Below are 15,646 nucleotides of genomic sequence, written 5' to 3'. Positions count from 1 at the left end.
GGTTTTTACCTGCAAATGTGAAAAAGGAGGATGGGGTGAAAGAACTTTTTAGACCAACTATGTATCTAATTCGACGAACTGCGTGGCAACCCCCGGAAAGCGCAGTCCGACATACCGCAGGCTTTGTCGATGAAAGCCTGATGTTGGCATAAATAGTTTGGTTTCAGTTAGTTCTGCTTAGTAGCTTCAAGCAGAGATTGTAAACCTTCCTATCATATGTCTGTTGTATCCCAAGGATTCTTCGTACTGCGACGTCCCCGGTTGCCTCTGGACGTCCTTCATGCATTCAACGATCGGGCCGCCAACCGGCCGGAACTGTTTGAACGCGAACTCATGCGTTTTTTTTCGCAACCAGCCATGTTGGAGGCGCTCTATGTAGCGTCGCCGGAACTTTATGGTTCGTTTACCGGCCTGATCGAGGGCAGGGTGAAAACCGGCGTTGACAAGCTGTTGAAAACCTTATACAAATATCTGGTCAGAATGGCTTCACGGAGCACGCCATACGGCCTTTTTGCCGGATGCGCTGTGGGGCAGATGGGGCCCGAAACCTGCATTGTGTTCGATGATGCCGCGCCATTCCGTAAACACGTGCGGCTCGATATGAACTACGTGGCCGAGCTGGCGGAAGGGCTTTTGCAAAAGCCCGCCATTCGCAGGCAGGTGAAGTTTTTCCCCAATACCAGTCTCTATCCGATCGGCGACAGCTACCGGTACGTCGAAGGTTCGCTGAATAACAAGAAGCGGTTGTACATACTGGCATCGGTGGACCGTAATGCATACCTGGACAGGGTCATTTCGACCGCCCGCCACGGCGCGACGATCGGTGAGCTGGCCGATAGCATTCTGTCGGAGGATATCAGTCGGACGGAGGCGGAGCAGTTCGTCGAGGCGATCGTAGATGCGCAAATCCTGGTTTCCGAACTCGCGGCCACGGTTACCGGCGAGGAGTTCTTTTTTACAATCGTCGATAAACTGCGGGGAATAAAAGGGGCAACGGAAGACTTGCGCAGGCTGAACAAAATCGCCGGCCTCCTGCAATCGGAAGGGCAGGGCGTGGACCGGTACCGGGAGGTGGAATCGGTACTGGCGAAGCATTTTGTGACAACCGGCAGTAAGGACCTGGTACAGACCGACCTTTTTTTTCAAACCAAATCCTGCACGATCGGCGACAAGGCGATCGGCCTTTTGGCCAGGGAATATCAAAATCTGGCCTGCCTGGGCTTCCGGAATTCGCAGCCGGAAATGGAGCAGTTTAAAAAGCGTTTTCTGGCAAGATACGAGCAGCGCGAGATGCCGCTGCTGGAAGTGCTGGATTGTGAAACCGGGATCGGGTATGGCGATGCCCTGGCCGGCAAGGCGGATAACCTTCCGTTGCTCGACGAAATGCAATGGCCCGAGGGGCCCAAACGGACGGAAGCGGACGATGCCGCATTGGCGGCGCTGCGTGACAAGCTTTACCAGCAATCCTTTGCCGAAAAAGGCACCCGTATTTGCCTCACAGACAATATCCTGAATGAATTCCGGAAGACCGCCAACGATACCGCGCAGACGCCGGACAGCTTTTACCTGTTCGGAAACATCATTGCCGGTTCCGGGGAGGATATCGATAACGGGAATTTCAAATTTGCATTCAAAGCGATGGGAGGGCCGTCCGGGCTGAAACTGATCGGCCGGTTTTGCCATGGTAGCGAACAGCTTTCCGAATGGGTGAAAAATGCTGTCGAGGAAGAGGAAAGCCTGGCGGAGGACACGGTATTTGCCGAAATCGCCCATCTGCCCGAGGCGCGGGTAGGTAATGTGCTCATGCGACCACATTTGCGTACGTATGAAATTCCGTATCTCTCGGGTTCGTCGATGCCGCGCGAATACCAGATCCTGCCGGAAGACCTGATGGTGTCGGTATCCGTTTCGGGAGAGGTTATTTTAAGGTCGAAAAGACTGAACAAACGAGTGTTTCCAAGGCTGACGAATGCGCACAATTTCGCGGACGGGCTGCCCGCGTACCGGTTCCTCTGTGAGCTCACCTACCAGCACGACTATCGTTACCTGGCCTGGGATTGGGGCCATCTTGCTTCCAATACATTCCTGCCGCGCATCGAATACAAGCACTGGATACTCAGCCGGGCAACCTGGAATATCGATAAAAGAATGGTAACCGGTCTTTTGGGAACCGAAACCATGACGGCCAAAGAATGGCGGATGGTCAGAAATGCCTGGAACATTCCCCGCTTCGTGCAGCTCCGGCAGGGCGATAGCGAATTACTGATCGACGGAGACTCCGATTTTGCCGTGGAAGTAATCGCCGATTCGCTCAGGAAATATGAAAAAGTTACATTGACTGAATTCCCCGAACACGAGCAGAATGCATTCCTGGGAGCGCCGGGGGGAAGGTATGTGAATGAGGTTCTGCTGCCGTTTTTGGATAAAAAAGAAGCATTGTCGCCCATATCAGGTAGCGCGCAACCTTCGATGGCCGAGCCGGCGGTCAGGCGCGATTTTATGACCGGTAGTGAATGGTTGTATGTCAAAATTTACGCAGGTACCCGCACGGCCGATCGCCTGCTGACGGCGGTGATCAAGCCGCTCGCCGACCGACTGATGGCGGAAAGTGCCATCGAAAAATGGTTTTTCATCCGCTATTCGGATCCTGATAACCACATCCGGTTGCGATTTTATCATAGCAAGGACAAATCTTTCTGGCAAACCGTGCTCGCGGAGCTGCACCGGCTGATGGAACCGCTGCTCGCCAATGGTACCGTCCACAAAATACAACTCGATACCTACAAGCGGGAACTGGAACGCTACGGACACCATGCATTCGAAGAAACAGAATCCATTTTTTTCGCGGACAGCGCGGCGACAGTCGGTGTGTTGGATACGCTGTCGGGCGACGAAGGCGAGCATTTTCGCTGGCTGGCCGGGTTGCGGGGCGTGGATATGCTGCTGAACGACCTGGGTTTTACATTGGAAGATAAAAAGATATTCGCCGGGCAATCGCAGGAGCGCTTTTTCCGGGAGTTTCGGGGCGGAACCGATCTCAACGTCCAGCTGAACAACAAATACCGCCAGCATACCGACGAAATCGGGAGCTTTCTGGACCCCGGCGACGACTCCCTGAATGGTATCGGCGACCTGATTACGTTGTTCGAAGAACGGTCTGCGCGCGTCGTGGCTTCCCTGGTGGCAATCCTCCCGCATAGGGAAGTTTCGCTGTACAATCTTGCCGGTAGCCTTGTACATATGTTTCTGAACAGGCTTTTTGTTTCTCAACAGCGTGAACATGAGTTAGTTGTATGCCATTATTTGAAAAAATATTACGAGTCTAAGTTGGCAAGAAGGGAAAAAGTGTCACATTTGACATTTGTTTGTGCTTAGCGGGATTTGCTTTGCGCCGACAGTAAGATCATAAGTCACTACCCGGACGCGGTTTAAGTATGACAGGGAAAATTAGTTGCCTCATTGTGGATGATGAGGAACCGGCTCATGAAGTCCTTAAATTTCTGATTTCGAAACTCAGTTGGTTGAACTACGCAGGAAGCTGCTACAATGCATTGGAAGCACTGGAAATGATTCCGGAAGTCAAACCGGACATTATTTTTCTGGATGTGAATATGCCTGAGCTATCAGGCCTCGACCTGCTGAATATTGTTCAGGCCCCGGATTCGCACGTGATCATGACCACGGCATACCCGGAATATGCCGTAGACGGCTTTTCATTCGACGTAACCGCATTTTTGTTGAAACCCGTCGGATTCGACCGGTTTTTAAAGGCTGTCACCAAAGTCAGAAGGCTCCTCGGCGACAGCCATCTGGCCCACGAAAGAAGCCGGTCCGATGCGCAGACTACCGCAGTAGCCAACGATATGGCCCATACCGACCGCCAGCCCGCACCGGCGGCACAACTTTCCGAACATCGCACCGAAACGGCGCAGGAAGAATATATGTGGATCCGCGCCGACCGGAAGATGTACTGCGTGTGGTTCAAGGACATTTATTTTGTGGAAGGATTAAAAGACTACGTAAAAGTATACTACACCGACGGCGTGCTGGTGACGCTGGCCTCCATGGCAGCCATGACGACCCGGCTACCGTCCCCAACGTTCGTCCGGACGCACCGGTCCTACATTGTCAATCGTAATATGATCAAGATGATCGAAGGAAACATGGTCACCATGCTAAACGGCATGAAAGTATCGATAGCCGTCTCGCCCACGCGCGACGAAGTTCTCCGGCAGTTGACAGAAAGATAATCCGGATGAACAACACAATCACCAAGAGCGGGTCGCTCATTGAAAGGCTACTGTTCCCGCGGACGCAGGGATTGCGGATCTCCTACCACGTTTTGTTTTGGGTACTGTTCATTTTGTTGCATTATTCTTATGCATTGCCTACGATCTTGAAGAAGAATTCGGATCCGACCGTTAGCATCGCGAGCTTCGGCTATTTCATGAAAGTAATTCCGGAATATTATCTCTGCGTCGGATTCTTTTATCTGCTTCGTGACTATTTGAAAGGCTTCTTCCTTTTTCTGGTCCTTTTCATCTTCGCATTGGCAATAAACCACGTGTTTTCGGTGGCATTGTATTCGGCCGTGGATCATTTTTTTGGGCTTGAAAACATGACCGAAAGATATAGAATGTATGCCAGCATGTATCTTGTGCCCTTCAATTTCCGGGACCCTGCTGCATGGCTTGTGTTCGGTAATGACATTTCAGACGTGCAGTTCTTTATATTACCTGCCTCCCTGAAAACAGCTAAATATGCTGCTAATGAGCGGTTTATGAGGCAAAAGATCGAAGACGATGCGCGTGCTATGGAGTTGAAGGCGCTGAAATCCCAGATTAACCCTCATTTTGTATTCAATGTGTTAAATGCTGCATACGCCAAGGTTTTACCTGTCTCGGAAGACGCTGCAGAATACCTTCAGAAAATCTCGGAAATCCTGCGGTTTTCGTTGTATGAAATGAATGACGAGTTTATCAAACTTGAAACTGAGCTTGCCTATATGAACCTGTATGTGGAACTTGAATCGATGAGAAGCAACCACCGCTGCCACATCACAGTAGAGAATCACGGGGAAATAATGGAGATCCACCGTGTTCCCACCGTTTCACTAATTACCCTGGTTGAAAATGCATTCAAACATGGCGTCCATTCCAACAGGCACGATTCGTTCGTCGACATCCAAACTACTGTTTCAGCAGGTATGTTAAACTTCGCTATTACCAACAGCAAGCCATCACAGCCACTACGGAAAAAGCCGGGAAGCGGTGGCATTGGGTTGGCAAACCTGGACAGACGGTTGGCGATTTACTATCCGGGATCGTACAAATTTGAAAAATCTGAGACGGAAAATGAGTTCAAAGTTTCTGTGCAAATACCAGTAGAGTAGCCTGCGCGAAGAGATTTACACTTTGGTCGAACGTTGGCTCACGTTGGTATAAAAAGTTTAAATAGAAGGTTTTTGTCCTCTTATTTCAGGGTATTAATCACTTTTAAACGATAACCAACCCTATGAAAACGCAAGCATCAACCCAGACAAAACTTCAATTGGTCAAATTCACAGTAGCGCGGCTCAATGGCATATCCAAAACCGGTGGCAACAAGGATTTTATACAGGTAGATACCACGCACAGCACCATGTCATGCAGAACGATCCTGATTTAACAGGCTATCCATCATCGCTAAATTACCGCTGCCGGAATCTCTTTTAAGAAATTCCGGCAGCGGCGTTTGTAGCCCTGGCACATATCTTTAATGATAATTTACACGTGCACAGTTTCCCCGGATCTATATGAATAAAACACTACTTTTTCTGCCCTTGTTAGCGTTGTTCTCATCATGCCGCGCATTGAAAGACAGCCCCAAATACAAGCTGACCGACGGCGTATACAAAACAAAAGAGGATGGCCGAAAAACGTCGGTTTACATCGAGAATACAGAGGATTCGGTTTTGGTATACCGGTTAGGGGCCGGGTGGAGAACGGCCAGGCCGGATCGCAAAAGTTTGAAGCCAAAGATTTTTCCGGGCACGGCTGTCGATAAGGAAATTGCCGCGAGCAAATACTGGAAAAATACTTTCGACCTCGATGTGCTCACCATACCTTTTAAATACCGCCCTTCGACCCACTCATTCACTCCACAATTGAGTAATCACCTTAATGGCGCATTGTATCTGGGTTATCGGAATGATACCTATGAATTATCTTATAAAAGTAATCCGATCGGTAAGGTTAGTCAAAGGGTGACACACTTGGGATTTTCGGCGGGATTGGCCACCGGCGTCGGGGTTACGCCCATGAACCCGTGGGTGACGAACGATAATATCAATGTCGAATATGACGGGTTTATCTGGTCGAAGGCATTGTGTGTTTTAATGGGCGTCGAAAAGCTGAATTTCGGGCTGGCGCTGGGCTTCGACCACCTTCTTGATAAAAACAGGCAATACTGGATTTACCAGGGAAAACCTTACCTCGGTTTGACCGTCGGTTTGAACCTGAATTAATGCCCAACGCGGCCGATCCATAGCCGGCAACGACCGAAATCACCTTACTTACCCGTTTCCATATACGGGGCATTTCTGGTTTTGAAAGACCATTGCGGTACAGAAAATGACCGGTTTTGTTTTTGGACGTGACTGTATCCGGTTAATATCTCCGGATGCAATTACGAAATCCTTGCAATGCATTATAACCCGGATTATCAGTTTATTGACCGCTACATAATAAGATTACGGTAGTAAAATTGGCAGCAATTACCTTCGTCGAAATCAATGTATTTGATTTTGTCTGAACTGGTTAACAACTATTTGTATCCAAAAATGCCAATGAAAAATTACTACAAATTCCTCTTCGTTTCTCTATTGACACTGGGTCTTTTGTTTCACAAAAACATTCAAGAAACGCTCACCATTACAAGCACCCTGACGCCCGAAATACCGGCAATCGCAAAAGACGGCGTGACACTGCCCGATAGCGCGTTGTCCGGTATCAGGGACGTGATTGCCACCAGCGAATACCACATTACTTTCGACGAACGGACGGGTGTTTTCCAAAGCCCTAACCGCCATCAAAACCTGCGCGCTACCTATGCGCCCGGGGCATTGACGCTCCAAAAACGGGTGGATTCGACAGGTTCGGATTTTACATTGAAACTCGTAAATCAAGGGGTTTTTGGTGATGGTAAATTGCTTTACGCGGTGTCGCGGGACGGGCGCGTAAGCAGTTCTGAAAATAAAGTGGTCATTGATCACGGCGATTTTTCAGAAGAGTTTATTAACAATGAAAATGGCGTCCGCCAGAATTTCATCATCCGGAGTGCTCCCGGGGGAGTCAAATCGTTGGCCGTGAAGCTGGCTGTTTCGGGCGCGAAGGTTTTGGATGAAGGTGAAAATGAACTTCGCTTTATAACCAAAGTTATCGACGGCGCCCGTTCCGAAGAGCTCGTTTACAACGGCTTGAAATGCTGGGATGCCAACGGGCAAATCCTCGACGCGACCCTGGCCTACACCGGCAATCAGATCGAGATCATTACGGATGTGGAACATGCGGCATTCCCGGTAACGATCGATCCGATCGTCGGAGGAGGACCGGCTTCGGCCAACAAAAGGCTGGAAATCCACCAGTACCATGCCTGGGTGGGTTACTCGGTATCCAGTGCCGGCGATGTGAACGGCGACGGATACAGCGATGTGATCATCGGAGCACCCAAATACGATAACGGGCAGTCCGATGAAGGCGCGGCATTCCTGTTCCCCGGAACCGCCGGAGGGTTGAGCCTTGCCGCAACGATTCTACAAAGCAACCAGGCGAATGCGCAGGCCGGTACGTCGGTATCCAGCGCGGGCGACCTGAACAAGGACGGGTACAGCGATGTGCTCGTGGGCGCACCGTACTACGATGCCGGACAAAACGATGAAGGCGCGGTGTTCGTGTACTTCGGCGGTGGCGGCGGCCTCAATACCAATCCCAATCAGGTGCTGGAAATCAATCAGGATGGCGCGAATTTCGGTATTTCCGTGGCAATGGCCGGGGACGTCAACGGCGACGGGTACAGCGATATCCTCGCGGGCGCACATCAGTACGACAATGGTCAGAACAATGAAGGCGCGGCTTTCCTTTACTACGGCAGTGCAGCCGGTGCCGGCGCGGGTGCAGTAGTGCTGGAAGCAAACCAGGCCGGTGCCATGATGGGCTACGCAGTATCGTCGGCCGGAGACCTCAATGCCGACGGTTTCAGCGATGTATTAGTCGGCGCGAGGTTGTACAGCAACGGCGAGCTTTATGAAGGAGCGGTTTTTGTGTACAGGGGAGGCGCAGGTGGGCTCATTACCGCCAATCCATTTAAAGTAGAAGCCGACCAGATCGATGCGCGCCTGGGGCATTCCGTAGCTACGATCGGCGATGTCAATGGCGACGGCTTTTCCGACGTGCTGATGGGCGCGTACCAATATAAGCAAAGCCAGACCAACGAGGGGGCCGCGTTCTTGTATTTCGGCTCCACACAGGGGCAGATTATCGGCGATAAGCGGACGTTCATGGGATACCAGAAAGAGGGCCAGTTCGGGTGGGCCGTGGCAGGCGCGGGTGACGTCAATGGCGACGGATATGGCGATTTCATTATTGGTGCAAGGTATTATACCATTACCAAGACCAATGAAGGAGCTGCTTTTCTCTATTACGGTAACTCCACGAAAAACTTCCCGGTCAGAAATGCGGTCTTTTCGGGACAGCAGGAAAATGCATGGATGGGGACTGCCGTGGCTTCGGCGGGGGATGTGAACGGCGACGGTTTCAGCGATGTGGTGATAGGAGCATATGCTTACGATAATGGCCAAACCGACGAAGGTACCGCGCTGATTTACCATGGCGGAGGCGTCGTGGGGCATACCGCAGCCAAAAACATGATTATAGACTCGGTGTATGTGCACAAGTCCGGATCAGGAGTGGCTAATGCAGGTGATATCAATGCCGATGGCTTCGACGACATCATCATCAATGCGCCGGGGACCGATCCGCTTCTCGCGGGTGAGAGCTGCATTCTCTACGGATCGATCGAGGGGATCAGGGCACCTCAGTACAATGTTTCACAGAAATTGACGAAGATACCATTCGGCCGGGCGGTAGCCGGGGCAGGGGATGTGAACGGGGACGGCTTTGCCGATGTCGTGATCGGAAATCCGCATTTCGGCAATGCCGTTAATGGCGGCGAGGTGCGGATCTACTTCGGCACCGCAACCGGAATCGACATGGTTAACTTCCAGGTGCTTTTGGAGCCGCTGGGAGGAACAAAATACGGAACGTCGGTAAGCGGTGCAGGCGATCTCAATGGCGATAATTACGCGGATATTGTCGTAGGTGCGCCCAAGTACAAAGTGGTGAACGAAACACGGGGCGCGGCCTACGTGTACTACGGCTCACCCACCGGTGTCGGTACGGTACCCAAAGTTTTGCCGGGTAAAAACATCAATGCAAGCATGGGAACGTCGGTCGCAGGGCTGGGCGATACCAATGGCGATGGCTATGGCGACCTGATCGTGGGTGCGCCGACAACCAATACCGCGGGAGTAGAAGGTGGTGCCGCATGGATTTATTACGGCTCTTCGACAGGCGTCGACAATACGACCACCTATTTCAAGAACGACCTGGCAAATGTGCATTTCGGGACTTCGGTGGCTGCTGCCGGCGATGTGAACGGAGACGGTTTCAACGACGCGGTGATCGGTCTTCCTGACCGTGGCGGGTCGAAAGAAGGGGCGGTGGCAATATACCTCGGGGCATCGGGCGGCTTTACCGAAGCCAACAAGCGCTTTTTCCCGGGTAGCTGGGCGAATGCTTCATTGGGCATTTCCGTAGCAAGCGCCGGCGATGTGAATGGGGACGGTTACAGCGATGTCATCGCGGGTGAAAGTAAATTATCCCACCAGTCAGCTCAGAGAGGCGGTTTTATCGTGATCCCCGGCGGACCTAACGGCGGTGTAACGCCGACGAACTGGGAGATCATGGGTGACGCCATGCTGGACCAGATGGGCGCGTCGGTATCGGGCGCGGGTGATGTGAACGGTGACGGGTTTTCCGATCTGGTCGTCGGTATTCCGGGTCGTGACGGGATCGTTCAGGAAGTGGGCGGCGTCAATATATATGACGGGGGTGCCGAATACCAGGATCAGTTCTGGTTCAATGTTTTACAAGGTAAACAGAGTAGTGTGAGACTCTATAATGCAGATATGGCAAACCCCTATGTGCCCAATGTCGCTCAGCCTAACTTTGGAGTAGGGCTTGAAAGCCGGTCGTTCCTGGGACGGAACAAAGGCAAACTGGTGTGGGAAACCAGGGGTAATGGGCAAGCTTTTTCCAGCCAGCCTAATACACCGATCAGCAACAGTGTTCAGTCGACGGGCTCGCAGCCGGGTTTTACCGATCTGACCGCGGCGGGAACAGAGCTGAAAGTACTGGTAACCAAGCTGAACCCTGATACAAAGGTGAGAGCGCGCGTCAAATACGAGCCCGCACTCGCGTTGACGGGCCAGATGTATGGCCCATGGCGTTACGTGCAGGCGTATGTCGCGGGCAAGAGCGTGTCCCCGGCACCCGCCGAAGATATGGCTTCCCGGCTGGCCTTGCAGGGAGAACCGGAGGGCAATGCGGAAGAAACCGTTTCGGTATTCCCTAACCCGGCGAGCGAGAAGCTTTTCATCCGTTCCAGTTCTTCGAATGCGATCAAAAGCCTGAAACTCATCTCGGCAAGCGGGGCGGTGGTGTATCAGCGAGGCACCGCGCAAACCGAAATCGATCTGAGAGGCATGACGCCCGGAATGTACATCCTGGTGTCCAAACACGCCGATGGTTCCGAGCTAGCACATAAAGTGCTGGTCAAAAAGTGATAGAGCGGTTTCAGGTATGTAAATTTGTGCGACGCGCCGGGGATGTCCCTGGCGCGTCGACATTACAGGCAGTTACCGCACATGGCACAGCTTACCGATTTCCCGTTGCATGAACTTCCGCATTCGCGTTTTATGGCGTCGGACAGTGGACTCGCATTCGGCGATCATGCCCTCAGCCATCGTATCAGCTTCTTTGCCATTGTATGGTTTTCGGAAACCGGCGGTACCCATCACATCGACTTCGAGTCGTTCCCTGTAAAGGCCAACGAAGTGTTTTTGCTCGGCCCCAATCAGGTACATTCCATTCCTGCGCCCATGCTCCCGCGCGCACGTACGATCGTATTCGCGCACGATATTTTTGATCGCATCGAAGAGCCGCATTTGCGCCGGCTTTTTCTGCCGTTCGAGAATGTAGCTTTTGCTATTCCGGACGAAATGCAGGCACCATTAATGCACCTTTTCGACCTTATATTGCTCGAATGCGAAGGTACTGCGGACATTCCCCTGCTTTTGAAATACACCACAGCATTTCTTACCCATCTCTACCGCTTCGGAAAACATAACCATCAAATCGCAGGAGCGGAAGATCATCGGCTGGTAAGGCTTTTCCAACTAATGCAAATGCATTACCGGCAGGAGAAATCGGCTGCATTCTATGCCCGGGAGATCGGTCTTACACCCAAAAGGGTAAATGAGCTGCTCCGCGAAAAAATGAGGACGACCGTCAGTAAGTTGCTTTACCGCCTCATGCTCATCGAGGCGAAGCGCGAACTGTATCACCGGCAGCTTTCAGTGAAGGAAATTGCCTATGGACTAGGGTTTAGCGACCAATCCTATTTTGCCCGTTTCTTTAAAAAACAGACGGGAATCACGCCAGAAGAATTCCGCGCGGGCGCCCGCTAGCGTGTGAAGGGAAGTGGACAGGATGTTCAGATTGTCCTAACCTTCGGACAGATCGTGCGGACCATTCGGTTCCGCTTTTCGGATATTTGTCATTTCAATTTTGCGTATGCAAAACACGGGTCTGAGGCCCGTATTGGAGTAGCATGAAGTGGCTTTGCGGCCTTCTGTTTCGAATAGTGTTTTCGTGTGTTTTGGCAAAGGTGGCTGCTTTTTCATAGCAGCCACCTTTTTTGTTTTTATTCTAAAATGTGTAACAAAGGCAATGCTCCGGTTGTTGGACTTTACAGGCAGCTGATAAAAACCAGCCTGCGCATTTGATTATTTGAAATGAAACAAATCCTCGACAACCCCGCCTGGCACGCGCTCCGCACGCACAATCGCACGCTTGGAAACGTGCAGGATGGACTAGCCTATTTTCTCCCGGAAGTTTCGCCCTTCGCGGCAGTGGACGGTCCGGCACTGGAAGGCCTGCCGGCATTGCATGAAGCCATTCCGTTTGACAACAACGTCATATTTGTAAGTAATGAAAACGTGGAAATTCCGCGTCCGTGGCAGTTGCTGGCTGCGGTACCCGGCTACCAGATGCTTTACCAGGGCCCCGCCCGTCCCGGATCAGAGGGCCCGGTAACCATTCCACTTACCACGGAGCACGTCCCCGAAATGATCGCATTGACCAGCCTTACCGCGCCGGGACCATTCTCGACGGAAACGATCCGTTTCGGCCATTACGAAGGGATTTTCCACGACGGAAGGCTCGTTGCGATGGCCGGCCAACGCATGCATCCCGAGGGTTACGCGGAGATCAGCGCGGTTTGCACCCATCCCGATCACCTGGGCAAGGGTTATGCGCGGCATTTGCTGCTCCGGCAGGTAAATCGCATTCAGCAGAACGGAGAGCAGCCTTTCCTGCACGTGAAGGCGGACAATGCGCGTGCGATAGGCGTGTACGAATCGCTGGGCTTTGTGATCCGTACGGAGATCTTCTTTTATGTATTAAAACGGTGAGCTTTTTAACAAAGCAACTCTGAGCTTTTCAACAAAGCCGGACCGAAGCGGACCGGGTACTTTTGTATTGTACTTAAAACACTAAGACAATGACAAAAGTATGGTTTATTACAGGCAGCTCCCGCGGATTGGGACGCAACCTTGCAGAAGCGGTTTTGAAAAGCGGAGATAAATTGGTAGCCACAGCACGGAATACCGCGCAACTGGATGAACTGGTAGCGGAATATGGTGATCAGATTTATCCCATCTCACTCGATGTGACGGATTACGAGCAGGTTTACCGCGCCGTAGCCGACGCCGTGGCGCATTTCGGACGGATCGACGTACTGGTGAATAATGCCGGTTTCGGTATTATCGGCGCAGCCGAGGCATACACCGAAGAGCAGGTACGCAGCCAGTTGGAGACAAATCTTTACGCGCCGATCGAGATCACCCGCGCCGTGTTGCCGTATATGCGCAAGCAGGGTAGCGGCCGCATTTTGCAGATCAGCTCGATAGGTGGCCGGGTGGGTAATGCGGGACTTACGATGTATCAGGCGGCCAAGTTCGGGTTAGGGGGCTTTACGGAGGCATTGGCTAAAGAAGTAGCGCCGTTGGGTATTCACGTGACGAGCGTGGAACCGGGCGGTTTCCGTACCGACTGGGCCGGCGCGTCCATGACTTACGCCCGTGAGATCGAAGGCTATGAAATGGTGAACCAACGTACCGATTATTTCAAATCCGGCAAATTCGTCCCGGTAGGCGATCCTGAAAGGGCAGCGGATGTGATGGTAGCCCTCGCGGCGCACCCCGCGCCGCCTGTGCACCTCGTACTCGGTAGTGAGGCCATCGGTATATTGAAGAGCGCCGACGCGGCACGGACGGCGGAAATGGAAGCGTGGGAGCACGTAAGCCTTTCGACCGACCACCACGAATCGGAGGATTTCCTGGAAACGTCGATGGGCAAGTGGTACACGGGCATTAAAAAGAATGCGTAATTCCTAACTTTGTTCATGGCCGATCTGAAATCCAACAAACAAAAATCTCCCATCGCGTATTCCTGCTATTTCACGCGGAACCGCGAAGGGGAGCAGTTTGCGCCCGAGCACGTGTTCAGCTACCAGATTTCCGGGAGGCTTACGATCAATAACGGCGAAAAGGAGTATGTTTTCAAAGAGGGCGATTACCGGTTTACCCGGCGCAACCAACTGCTTAAATTCGTCAAACAACCCCCGGCAGATGGTGTTTTTAAATCCATTTCGGTGTACCTCGACCAGGAAACGCTGAGAAGTTTCGCGATGGAGCACGGCTACCAGGCCGATCATTCGCGAAGCCAGGAAGCCGGATCGATCGTCGCATTGAAGGGCGGGAGCCTGTTGAAGGGCTTTATGGAATCGCTGATGCCTTACTGCGAGGACGATCAGCTGATCGACGCGGATTTGCAGGCCCTGAAACAGCGGGAGGCTATTATGATCCTTTTGCGCTCGTCACCGGTAATGAAAGACATATTATTCGATTTCAGCGAGCCGGGCAAGATCGACCTGGAAGCGTTTATGAACAAAAACTTCCATTTCAATGTGCAGATGAACCGGTTTGCTTATTTGACGGGACGCAGCCTGGCGACATTCAAACGCGATTTTGAACATATATTCCATACATCGCCCAGCCGCTGGTTACAGCAACGGCGGTTGCAGGAAGCGCATTACCTGATCAAGGAAAAAGGTCGTGCAGCATCGGAAGTGTACCTCGAAATCGGTTTTGAAGACCTTTCGCATTTCTCGTTTGCATTTAAAAAGATGTTTGGCGTACCGCCGTCCAGGTTGGCTGGCTAGCAGGCGTAGTAGAGGTTTAAGTTTTATCTTAAAAATAAATGCCCTGTAATCAGTCGGTTGCAGGGCATTATTGACATATATAGCAAATCTCAGGAAAGCGGCTCCGGTCGGGGAGGGGCTCCTGTCGGGCGCGAATAGTCTTCGGGTAATGGTATAAATTCGTGGTCATCGGCAGGCGGGAGCTGAATGCGGCCTTGCTTCCAGTCTTCCTTGGCTTGTTCAATGCGCTCTTTCCGGGACGAAACGAAGTTCCACCATATGAAACGTTCGCCGAGCGGTTCGCCGCCCAGCAGCATCAGCGTCGTGTTTTCCCTCGCTTTGATAGCAGGCTCTCCGTTTTTATTGAAAACCAGCATTTGTCCCGGCTGGTAAAAATGTCCTCCGGTTTCCACCGATCCTTTTACCAGATAAATGGCCCGTTCGGAATATCCATCGGGAATCCGGAATGTCGCACCGGCTTCCAGGACCACATGCAGATAAAACAGAGGAGAAAGCGTTTCGACACCGTTGGATAACCCAAATGCATCTCCCGCAATGAGCCGCATCCATACGCCCTTATCCGTAAATACCGGTAATTCGTTTTTAGCGTAGTTCTTGAAAGTAGGCGCGGATTCTTCGTCTTTTTCGGGAAGTGCCACCCACGTCTGGATCATTTCGAGGCCGCCGGCCAACGCCGCAGGATCTTCGAAACGCTCCGAATGCGCAATGCCGCTACCCGCGGTCATCCAGTTTACTTCGCCGGGCTTGATAATCTGTTGCACGCCCGTGCTATCACGGTGTGTAACCTGTCCGTCAAACAGATAACTGACCGTCGAAAGCCCGATATGCGGGTGCGGCAACACATCCATCGACGACGGATTGGCCGGAACGGTGCCCAGCGGCCCCGCATGGTCCATAAATATAAACGGCCCGACCATTCGCCGGAGACGGAAAGGCAGTATCCGCTTCACCACCACCGACTCACTGATTGCCGCCTTCCGGGCCTCGATTACAATATCCAGCATGACAGTGTTTTTTTGAGGTTAAAGATAAGAGAATGCCGGAT

Annotated in this window: 11 protein-coding genes; 10 read left to right on the top strand and 1 reads right to left on the bottom strand. The window is 52.0% G+C overall.

Features of this window, described 5'->3' with window-relative positions:
- Positions 1–216 precede the first annotated feature (216 nt).
- The 10 genes from BMW93_RS24655 to BMW93_RS24610 all read left to right on the top strand — a co-directional run bounded on the left by BMW93_RS24655 (position 217) and on the right by BMW93_RS24610 (position 14,601).
- Positions 217–3,375 (top strand): lantibiotic dehydratase, encoded by a 3,159-nt coding sequence (locus tag BMW93_RS24655; protein ID WP_090382618.1) that lies wholly within the window; start codon positions 217–219, stop codon positions 3,373–3,375.
- Between the two features lie 59 nt (positions 3,376–3,434).
- On the top strand, positions 3,435–4,250 hold the full coding sequence (locus BMW93_RS24650; protein WP_090382616.1) for a LytTR family DNA-binding domain-containing protein: 816 nt from the start codon (positions 3,435–3,437) through the stop codon (positions 4,248–4,250).
- Between the two features lie 5 nt (positions 4,251–4,255).
- On the top strand, positions 4,256–5,392 hold the full coding sequence (locus BMW93_RS24645; RefSeq protein ID WP_090382613.1) for a sensor histidine kinase: 1,137 nt from the start codon (positions 4,256–4,258) through the stop codon (positions 5,390–5,392).
- Between the two features lie 122 nt (positions 5,393–5,514).
- Positions 5,515–5,667 (top strand): hypothetical protein, encoded by a 153-nt coding sequence (locus BMW93_RS35560; RefSeq protein WP_177194186.1) that lies wholly within the window; start codon positions 5,515–5,517, stop codon positions 5,665–5,667.
- Positions 5,668–5,794: 127 nt separating this feature from the next.
- A complete protein-coding gene (locus BMW93_RS24640; protein ID WP_090382611.1) occupies positions 5,795–6,505 on the top strand; it encodes a hypothetical protein in 711 nt (236 codons plus the stop codon).
- Positions 6,506–6,826: 321 nt separating this feature from the next.
- The gene (locus tag BMW93_RS24635; RefSeq protein ID WP_177194185.1) at positions 6,827–10,882 is read left to right on the top strand and encodes an FG-GAP-like repeat-containing protein; all 4,056 of its coding nucleotides are present in this window, start codon (positions 6,827–6,829) and stop codon (positions 10,880–10,882) included.
- A gap of 81 nt (positions 10,883–10,963) precedes the next feature.
- Positions 10,964–11,785, top strand: a complete 822-nt coding sequence (locus tag BMW93_RS24630; RefSeq protein WP_229240777.1) for an AraC family transcriptional regulator — start codon at positions 10,964–10,966, stop codon at positions 11,783–11,785.
- 327 nt (positions 11,786–12,112) lie between these two features.
- Positions 12,113–12,790 carry a GNAT family N-acetyltransferase gene (locus BMW93_RS24620; RefSeq protein ID WP_090382602.1) on the top strand — a complete coding sequence of 226 codons (678 nt, stop codon included), beginning with the start codon at positions 12,113–12,115 and terminating at the stop codon, positions 12,788–12,790.
- 89 nt (positions 12,791–12,879) lie between these two features.
- The gene (locus BMW93_RS24615) at positions 12,880–13,767 is read left to right on the top strand and encodes an oxidoreductase (RefSeq protein ID WP_090382600.1); all 888 of its coding nucleotides are present in this window, start codon (positions 12,880–12,882) and stop codon (positions 13,765–13,767) included.
- A 15-nt stretch (positions 13,768–13,782) separates the two neighbouring features.
- Positions 13,783–14,601: an AraC family transcriptional regulator gene (locus tag BMW93_RS24610; protein WP_090382597.1), complete on the top strand. Its 819-nt coding sequence runs from the start codon at positions 13,783–13,785 to the stop codon at positions 14,599–14,601.
- 89 nt (positions 14,602–14,690) lie between these two features.
- Here the strand turns inward: BMW93_RS24610 and BMW93_RS24605 are convergent, their stop codons facing one another.
- Positions 14,691–15,605, bottom strand: coding sequence for a pirin family protein (locus BMW93_RS24605; RefSeq protein WP_090382595.1), 915 nt, complete (start codon positions 15,603–15,605; stop codon positions 14,691–14,693).
- Positions 15,606–15,646: the final 41 nt, after the last annotated feature.

The organism is Dyadobacter sp. SG02 (assembly GCF_900109045.1).
Lineage (GTDB): Bacteria > Bacteroidota > Bacteroidia > Cytophagales > Spirosomataceae > Dyadobacter.
This window is presented reverse-complemented; position numbering and strand designations above follow the sequence as displayed.

Coding starts and splice junctions, on each gene's coding strand:
- BMW93_RS24655 (WP_090382618.1), top strand. CDS start 217: ATGTCTGTTGTATCCCAAGGATTCTTCGTACTGCGACGTCCCCGGTTG.
- BMW93_RS24645 (WP_090382613.1), top strand. CDS start 4,256: ATGAACAACACAATCACCAAGAGCGGGTCGCTCATTGAAAGGCTACTG.
- BMW93_RS24640 (WP_090382611.1), top strand. CDS start 5,795: ATGAATAAAACACTACTTTTTCTGCCCTTGTTAGCGTTGTTCTCATCA.
- BMW93_RS24635 (WP_177194185.1), top strand. CDS start 6,827: ATGAAAAATTACTACAAATTCCTCTTCGTTTCTCTATTGACACTGGGT.
- BMW93_RS24650 (WP_090382616.1), top strand. CDS start 3,435: ATGACAGGGAAAATTAGTTGCCTCATTGTGGATGATGAGGAACCGGCT.
- BMW93_RS24605 (WP_090382595.1), bottom strand. CDS start 15,605: ATGCTGGATATTGTAATCGAGGCCCGGAAGGCGGCAATCAGTGAGTCG.
- BMW93_RS24630 (WP_229240777.1), top strand. CDS start 10,964: ATGGCACAGCTTACCGATTTCCCGTTGCATGAACTTCCGCATTCGCGT.
- BMW93_RS24620 (WP_090382602.1), top strand. CDS start 12,113: ATGAAACAAATCCTCGACAACCCCGCCTGGCACGCGCTCCGCACGCAC.
- BMW93_RS24615 (WP_090382600.1), top strand. CDS start 12,880: ATGACAAAAGTATGGTTTATTACAGGCAGCTCCCGCGGATTGGGACGC.
- BMW93_RS24610 (WP_090382597.1), top strand. CDS start 13,783: ATGGCCGATCTGAAATCCAACAAACAAAAATCTCCCATCGCGTATTCC.
- BMW93_RS35560 (WP_177194186.1), top strand. CDS start 5,515: ATGAAAACGCAAGCATCAACCCAGACAAAACTTCAATTGGTCAAATTC.